The following is a 7,333-nucleotide window of genomic DNA, read 5'->3' as shown; positions in this document are numbered from 1 at the left end:
CACAAACTTCCGCACCTGCAGCTCTGGACCCAGGCATGCGCCAAGGTGAGGGGAAGAGAGGGCGGGCGTGCCTATCCCAATATTACGTGCACGTAGAAAACGGGCCAGACTATGCTGGCCCGTTTGGGTGTTTTGATTTTGATAAATCGTATCAGCGCGCGCCGGTGCGCTGTTTATTGGGCGTGCTGGTGACGCGGTTTGCCACGGCGGGAATCAGTTTGGGGCTGGCCGTGTTGGTGTGGTGGCCGAGATACCGGCGCAGCAGCGTACGCGCGGCATAGCCCGCGCCAGCGGTGGCGAGGGCAGAGCCTGTAAAGATGGCAGCTTTTTTCCAGAATTGCATGATGGGTCTCCTATCAGATTTCGTGTCTGAAAAGTAAACGCGGCACCTGACAGGAGAGTTCCGGCAAGGGGCCTCTATATTCCGTGGCGTGTGCGGGGGCCGGGCATCAGGCGAATCTGTCGCCGTGTGCGCAGGGCATGGGCCATGTCAGTCATCGGAGCGCTGACATCATGGTCAAACTCACCTGTCCCGAGACGGGCATGATGCATGGCGCGGCGTATAGTAGACTGCGCATCAGCACAGACCGTTTGTGAGGCTGTGATACGTGTTTTCCAGAGATTCATGGGAAGTCTCCTCTACCTTTATGTCATGGGTCTGTTGCCCATGTGAGGAAAATATACGCCCGTCATGCCGCGGACTGAACCCGCTTTGGCATGAATTCCCTGTCATATGGCGCGTACGAAAAAGGGCCGCAAAAGGCGGCCCATATTTCGCGTGGGGATGAAGCGTTATCAGTGCGCTGTCATCTGGTCGCCCTGTGGCTTTGTTTGCGGCGCCTGCTGGCGCGGCGTAGCCTGGATGCCGGACTTGCCGTTCAGACGGGGCGTTTCATCGGTATTTTCCGCGCGACGCTTGCGCAGATATTTGCGGCCATATTTCTGGCCTGCGAAGGCAGCGCCCGCTGCCGTAACGAGACCGGCAGCAAGGAAAAGCTTGTTCTGGCGTTTCATGAGTCTTGCTCCTTTCGTTCGTTTCATTCGCCGGGGCCTCTTGCCCTCGGGTATCGCCTAATCAATGCATGGGCCGGCGGACTTGTTCCGTTACAGCCGGGTAAGGCGCTTTCGCTTTTCTTCTGGCGCCGAGGAGGGTAAAGCCGGAGCATGAGCCTGAAAACCCGCATCATCCCCTGCCTCGACGTGAAAGACGGACGCACCGTGAAGGGCGTCAATTTTGTGGACCTGAAAGATGCCGGCGACCCGGTGGCGCTGGCGAAAGCCTATGACGCGCAGGGCGCCGACGAGCTGTGCTTTCTGGATATCACCGCCAGCCATGAAGGGCGCGGCACGCTGATGGACATTGTCTCTGCGACGGCCGAGCAATGTTTCATGCCGCTGACTGTGGGCGGGGGCGTGCGCAGCGCGGAGGATATGGTCGCGCTGCTGAGGGCCGGGGCGGACAAGGTGGCGATTAATTCCGCCGCCGTGGCAGACCCGGATGTGATCAGCCGCTGCGCCGCGAAGGCCGGCGCGCAGGCCGTGGTCGTCGCCATTGATGCGCGCCGCGTGGGCGATCACTGGGAGATCTTCACCCATGGCGGGCGCAAGGAAACCGGCATCAATGCGGTGGAATTTGCGCGCCTGGCCGAGCAGAAGGGCGCCGGCGAAATCCTGCTGACCAGTATGGACAAGGATGGCACGAAATCCGGCTATGACATCCCGTTGCTGAAGGCGGTGACGTCTGCGGTGAATGTGCCGGTGGTGGCCAGCGGCGGCGCGGGCAGTGTGGATGACATGCCGCCGGCAGTGCTGGAGGGCGGGGCGACGGCGGTGCTCGCGGCCTCGATCTTCCATTTCGGGGAAGCAACGGTGGCCGATGCCCGGCGGGCATTGTCTGAGGCTGGCGCGCCGGTGCGGCCGCTTTAGGCATCCGCTGCGGCCCGAACCGGGCTGGTATCTAATCTGTGAATTCCGGCTTGCGCTTTTGCATCTGGGACATGACGGCTTCCATCTGGTTTGGCGTGCGCATGATCTTTGACTGTTCGTCGGATTCGGCCTGCAGCAGTTCCGCATCGGTCGCGTCCTGCATCATGTTGAACAGACGCTTGGAGGCCTTCATGGCATCCGGATTCTTCTGCGCGAACTGCTTCGCCAGCGCCAGTGCGTCTTCATAGGGCGTGTCGGAGATATGGGTGGCAAAGCCCATCTCATGCGCCTCGCGGCCACTGAATTCGCGATTGGTGTAGGTCAGCTCCCGCAGCACATCATCGCGAACATTGCCCCGCCAGAGCGGAAAGCCCGCCATATCCGGCACGAGGCCCCATTTCATTTCCATGATGGCGCAGCGCGTATCGGGATGGATGAAACGAATGTCGGCACCGGAGAGAACCTGAAAGCCGCCGCCAAACGCGACACCATGCGCCGCAGCGATTACCGGTGCAGGCACCTCGCGCCAGCCCCAGGCGACATATTGCGCGCGGTTGGCGATGCCATTGGTACGATCGCCGAGACTGCGGGTCGGATCTTTCGTGACCTTGTCGTCACTGTCTTCATTGCTGCCAAGGCTGGACAGGTCGAGACCAGCGCAGAAGGCGCGGCCTTCCCCAGAGACAACCACGGCGCGCAGACCCTTCATGGTCTTCAGCTGCTCGATGGCCTCAACGATGCCATTGAACATGGCGGTGTCGAGCGCATTCATCTTGTCGGTGCGAATGAAGCGGACATCGGCAATGCCGTCATCCAGCATGGTGATGGAGACCCGGTCTTTCATGGCTCTTTTTCCTGATCTTGTGGCGTTCCTCTTTGCCTAAAGTGACGGTCGGGCGGGGAAGGTCAAGCGGTCAGGCTTCCTCACGTCGCGTAAGTGCGCTATGGCGCGGGGCATGACTGATCTTGGCTCTTCCGACCGCCTCGCTGCAGCGCTTGCGCATCTCGGCACCACTATCGACGCCCGGGCAAAAGAGGGCGATGCCTCCACCTCATGGACGGCCAAGCTGCTGTCCAAAGGGCCGGAGGCCTGCGCCGAAAAAGTGCATGAGGAAGGCCAGGAACTGGCTGAGGCCGTGATGAAGGAAAGCGATGACCGTGTCGCCAGCGAAGCCGCCGATGTGCTGTACCATGCTTTTGTGGCCCTGCGCGCACGGGGCGTAAGCCTGAATGACGTCGCCGCCGAGCTGGAAAAACGCCAGGGCATCAGCGGCATTGACGAAAAGGCGGGACGGGCCGGTTAGTCCTGCAAGCAACGCTTCATCCTTCGACTACGCTCAGGATGAGTCGCGGCCCTAAACGTCTTTCGGCGGCTTCAGGCGGCGTTTGGTCTGGTGGCTGTCAGCCTTGTCGCCGGTGGGTTTCTGGCCCTTCATATAGTGGCGCTGCCAACGTTCCTTCATGGCGTTTTCCTCGCCGCTTTTGAGGCGCGTGTTGAAGTCCGCCCGGCTTTCGCTCCAGGCAGTGTATTCCTTCACGAGTTCCTCATTCGAGCGCAGCAGCTTGCGTTCGGGCTGAACCTCTTCGAGCTTTTTATGCTCCATCAGCGTGATGAAGGCGAAGGGCTCTCCCTTTTCAAAGACGACCTCGCCCGGCCTTGTCATCTGCCAGTTCATCGTGAACGGGAAGGGCAGCCAGTCAGTCTCAACCAGGCCCGTCAGCGGATAGATGCCATCCTTCGGCCAGTTCGGCGCGCCGGTGACCCAGACGCCCCAGCCCGGCGGCGTGCGGAACAAATGGCCGGTATGGAAGGTGACGATGCCGCGCATGAAGTGCGCGTCGGCAAAGCTGGAAATCGCCTTTGGGTCGCCGCGTGTCAGCAGCTGAATATCCTCATTCCGGGGACCGCCATTCCATTTGATCTTGATATCCATCGGGCAGAGCAGTTCCCAGCCCGTAGAATTCGCCATGGTCAGCGGCAGGCAGCGATAGGGGTGGCGATCCGTAAAGGCATCCATCCAGTCCCGGTTGGAGCGGGCGGGCACCAGATCCGGTGCGACGTCGTAGATCTTGTAACAATCGAGATGCATGGAAGGCCTGTCCTAACGGTGCTTGACGAGAGGCCCAAGTCTTGGCCCAAAGGCCCCCATGACTGCAAGCCCTGATGATCTGTTCGCCTATCTTGATGAATTGGGCATTGCCCACAGCACGCACTGGCATGAGCCAACCTTCACCGTGGAGGAAGGCCGCGATCTGAAAGCCAGACTGCCCGGCGGGCACACGAAGAATTTGTTCCTGAAAGACAAGGACGGTACTCTCGTGCTGATCGCGGCAGAGGCCCATTCTCAGCTAAAGCTGAACCAGCTGCACAAGCTGATCGGCACGAAACGGCTATCTTTCGGCCCGGCGGAATTGATGCAGGAGGTGCTGGGTGTTCAGCCGGGCTCTGTCACCGCCTTTGCTCTGATGAATGACCGGGCGGGCCGCGTGCACTTTCTGGTCGATGCCGCGCTGACGGAACATGAACCGGTCAATTTCCACCCGATGACCAATACCGGCACGACCGCGATCAGCCGGGCGGATTTTCGCAAATTCGTTGAAGCGACCGGCCATGATTTTGTAATCGTGGACTTCACGCAGCTTTAGCGCCTACACTTTGCCCGAACAGGATTGAGGAAAACACGATGCAACACCGCCGCCTTGGCAAGAGTGCCATTTATGTGTCCGACATCTGCATGGGCACGATGACGTTCGGATCCCAGACGGATGAGGCCGAAGCCCACCGTATTCTAGATGCCTCTCTGGATGCCGGTATCAATTTCTTTGATACGGCCGAGAATTATCCGGTGCCGCCCAAGGATGAATGGGCCGGGACGACAGAGGAAATCTTCGGGCGCTGGATGAAGACCAAAGACCGCGATTCCATCATCCTGGCGACCAAAGTGTGCGGGCCATCCCATGGCTGGATCCGCGGGTCCCAACGCGCGGGCATGACAGCGCTGGACCGGCACAATATCATCAAAGCGGTCGAAGCTAGCCTGACGCGCCTGCAGACGGACTATATTGATCTCTACCAGACGCACTGGCCTGACCATGGCACGGCCTTTGACGAGACGATGGAGACGCTGGACGATCTGGTCCGCGCCGGGAAAATGCGCATTGTCGGCTGCAGCAATGAAGATGCCTGGGGCCTGATGAAGAGTATCGAGACATCTGAACGTCTGGGTACGGTGCGGTATCAGACGATCCAGAACAATTTCAGCCTGAACAATCGCCGCTTTGAAGATGCGCTGGCAAAAGTCTGCCGCCGTGAGGGGGTCAGCCTGATCCCCTATTCTCCGCTGGGCGGCGGGGTTTTGTCCGGCAAGTATCAGAATGGCGCACGGCCGGATGGGGCGCGGTTCTCCAACTATCTGAAGATGGGCGGACGCCAGAGCGTCATGGCCGAGCGCTTTGTGAACGAGAAATCCCTGGAAGCGACCCGCCGCTATATGGAAATTGCCAAGGAGGCCGGCATGGCGCCTGTCACGCTGGCCACGGCCTGGTCCAAGCAGCATGATTTTGTTGCCTCCACCATTGTCGGTGTCTCAACCTATGATCAGCTGGCGGATATTCTGGCCGCGTCTGACATGACGTTGACAGATGATGTGATGAAGGCCTGTGACGCGGTCGCCAAAGACATCATGTACCCCATGGGATAGGGCGATGGCGACGCAGGGACGAAACGGAGTTTTGATCGGGCTGGCGGCGTTTCTCCTCAACGCATGCCAGCAGGTCACACCTGTTGCCGTCATTCCGGCACAGCCTGTCTTGCAACCCTCTGCGCTAGCGGAGCGTGATCCGCCGTCGCTGGCCTATCCGGGACTCTTCCAGAGGGTCGCGCTTAGCGGGCTTGTCGATCCGAAGGATTGGGTGGATGCCAAGCCCAAATTGCCGCCGCCGCTGATCAATGAAGCCTATGCCGAGGCCCGGCCGCAGACACGGGAAGACCTGGCAGAGTTCATTGACACCTATTTTGACCTTCCGGATAATAATCCGATCACAGATTATGTTGCTTTGGCGGAAGATTTGTCTCTCCGCAAGCATATAGAGGCGCTTTGGCCTCATCTGACGCGCAATGCTGATGATTCGGTGCGCGTCACATCGCTCATTCCGCTGCCTCATCCCTATATCGTGCCCGGCGGACGGTTTCGCGAAGTGTATTACTGGGACGCCTATTTCACAATGACCGGGCTGGGGCCCGGCCATGATGACATCAAGCAGAGCATGGTCGACAATTTCGCGTGGCTTATCCGCGAAACAGGGCATGTCCCGAATGCCAATCGCACCTATTATCTCAGCCGCTCGCAGCCGCCCTTCTTCTTCGCCATGGTAGGATTACTCTCGCCCGGAGACGAAGCCGCCGCATGGGCTGATTATCTGCCGGAGCTGAAAGCAGAATATGCTTTTTGGATGCAAGGCGAGCGGGCGGTCACCCTGCAGGATGGCAACGTGCTGAACCGCTATTGGGACGGGCGCGATGTACCGCGTGACGAATCCTTCATTCAGGATACCGAAACCGCCCACCAGTCAGACCGGCCTAAAGCCGAACTCTACCGTGAGCTGAGGGCAGGGGCCGAAAGCGGCTGGGATTTCTCTTCCCGCTGGCTGGAAGACCCGAAGGACCTTTCGACCATTCAGACGACGCGCATTCTTCCGGTGGATCTGAACGCTTTACTCTATGGACTGGAGCTGGCGATTGCCGCTGGATGTGAGCAGGCAGAAGATCCGGTCTGCAATGCAGCTTTCATGGCAAAGGCCGAGGCGCGCAAGGCTGCCATGAATATCTGGCTGTGGGATGAGGCGCGCGGCGTTTTTGGCGATTATGATCTGGACGCCACTGTGCCAACGCAGCGCGATTCTGCCGCCAGTCTCTATCCGCTTTTCCTGGGCCTCGCGACACAGACGCAAGCCGACAGGACGGCGGCCTATACTGCTGAGCACTTGCTCGCGCCGGGTGGGCTGATGACCACACCGCTGAATACGGGCCAGCAATGGGACGCGCCAAATGGATGGGCGCCGCTGCACTGGATCGCGGTAAAGGGACTGGAAGACTATGGCCATGTGCCCCTGGCCGATGACATCGCCGAACGCTGGCTGACCACTGTATCGCGCACATATTGTGAGACCGGCAAACTGGTGGAGAAATATGATGTCGTCACGGTGCGCCCTGGTGGCGGCGGTGAATATCCGTTGCAGGACGGGTTTGGCTGGACGAATGGCGTCACCGCCGCACTCATCGACACGAACCCCAATTACTCTGCCTACGGAGACACGATGCCGGGTGAGACCTGCGAGCGTTATGCCCAGACAAAATAAAACCCCCGCCCGCTTCTAATGTCGGACGGGGGTTTGCCCCTTTAACGCC

The 7,333-nt window shown here is 59.7% G+C and carries 10 protein-coding genes; 5 read left to right on the top strand and 5 right to left on the bottom strand.

Annotation, left to right across the window (positions count from 1 at the left end; all coding sequences use genetic code 11):
• Positions 1-151 precede the first annotated feature (151 nt).
• The 3 genes from HY2_RS07485 to HY2_RS07475 form a co-directional block, all read right to left on the bottom strand.
• Entirely contained in the window at positions 152-343 is a 192-nt protein-coding gene (locus HY2_RS07485; protein ID WP_034826252.1) for a hypothetical protein, read from the bottom strand.
• Positions 344-417: 74 nt separating this feature from the next.
• Entirely contained in the window at positions 418-627 is a 210-nt protein-coding gene (locus HY2_RS07480) for a hypothetical protein (protein WP_034826250.1), read from the bottom strand.
• Positions 628-795: 168 nt separating this feature from the next.
• On the bottom strand, positions 796-1,014 hold the full coding sequence (locus HY2_RS07475; protein ID WP_034826248.1) for a hypothetical protein: 219 nt from the start codon (positions 1,012-1,014) through the stop codon (positions 796-798).
• 150 nt (positions 1,015-1,164) lie between these two features.
• Here HY2_RS07475 and hisF point away from each other — a divergent pair, with 150 nt between their 5' ends.
• Complete coding sequence (gene hisF, locus HY2_RS07470) at positions 1,165-1,926, top strand: imidazole glycerol phosphate synthase subunit HisF (protein WP_034826245.1); 762 nt, start codon at positions 1,165-1,167, stop codon at positions 1,924-1,926.
• Between the two features lie 31 nt (positions 1,927-1,957).
• On the opposite strand, the gene HY2_RS07465 is transcribed toward hisF, so the two are convergent.
• Positions 1,958-2,770 (bottom strand): crotonase/enoyl-CoA hydratase family protein, encoded by an 813-nt coding sequence (locus HY2_RS07465; protein WP_034826243.1) that lies wholly within the window; start codon positions 2,768-2,770, stop codon positions 1,958-1,960.
• 112 nt (positions 2,771-2,882) lie between these two features.
• On the opposite strand from HY2_RS07465, the gene hisE reads away from it, so the two are divergent.
• On the top strand, positions 2,883-3,230 hold the full coding sequence (gene hisE / locus HY2_RS07460) for a phosphoribosyl-ATP diphosphatase (protein ID WP_051594829.1): 348 nt from the start codon (positions 2,883-2,885) through the stop codon (positions 3,228-3,230).
• 51 nt (positions 3,231-3,281) lie between these two features.
• On the opposite strand, the gene HY2_RS07455 is transcribed toward hisE, so the two are convergent.
• On the bottom strand, positions 3,282-4,016 hold the full coding sequence (locus HY2_RS07455; RefSeq protein WP_034826242.1) for a DUF6065 family protein: 735 nt from the start codon (positions 4,014-4,016) through the stop codon (positions 3,282-3,284).
• Positions 4,017-4,074: 58 nt separating this feature from the next.
• On the opposite strand from HY2_RS07455, the gene HY2_RS07450 reads away from it, so the two are divergent.
• Genes HY2_RS07450 through treF form a run of 3 tightly spaced genes read left to right on the top strand, consistent with a single transcriptional unit; the run spans position 4,075 to position 7,284 of the window.
• Positions 4,075-4,572: a prolyl-tRNA synthetase associated domain-containing protein gene (locus HY2_RS07450; RefSeq protein WP_034826241.1), complete on the top strand. Its 498-nt coding sequence runs from the start codon at positions 4,075-4,077 to the stop codon at positions 4,570-4,572.
• Positions 4,573-4,610: 38 nt separating this feature from the next.
• On the top strand, positions 4,611-5,627 hold the full coding sequence (locus HY2_RS07445; protein WP_034826240.1) for an aldo/keto reductase: 1,017 nt from the start codon (positions 4,611-4,613) through the stop codon (positions 5,625-5,627).
• A 4-nt stretch (positions 5,628-5,631) separates the two neighbouring features.
• A complete protein-coding gene (treF, locus tag HY2_RS07440) occupies positions 5,632-7,284 on the top strand; it encodes an alpha,alpha-trehalase TreF (RefSeq protein WP_081814976.1) in 1,653 nt (550 codons plus the stop codon).
• The last annotated feature ends 49 nt before the right edge of the window (positions 7,285-7,333 follow it).

Source organism: Hyphomonas pacifica (assembly GCF_000682675.1).
Taxonomy (GTDB): Bacteria; Pseudomonadota; Alphaproteobacteria; order Caulobacterales; family Hyphomonadaceae; genus Hyphomonas; species Hyphomonas pacifica.
This window is presented reverse-complemented; position numbering and strand designations above follow the sequence as displayed.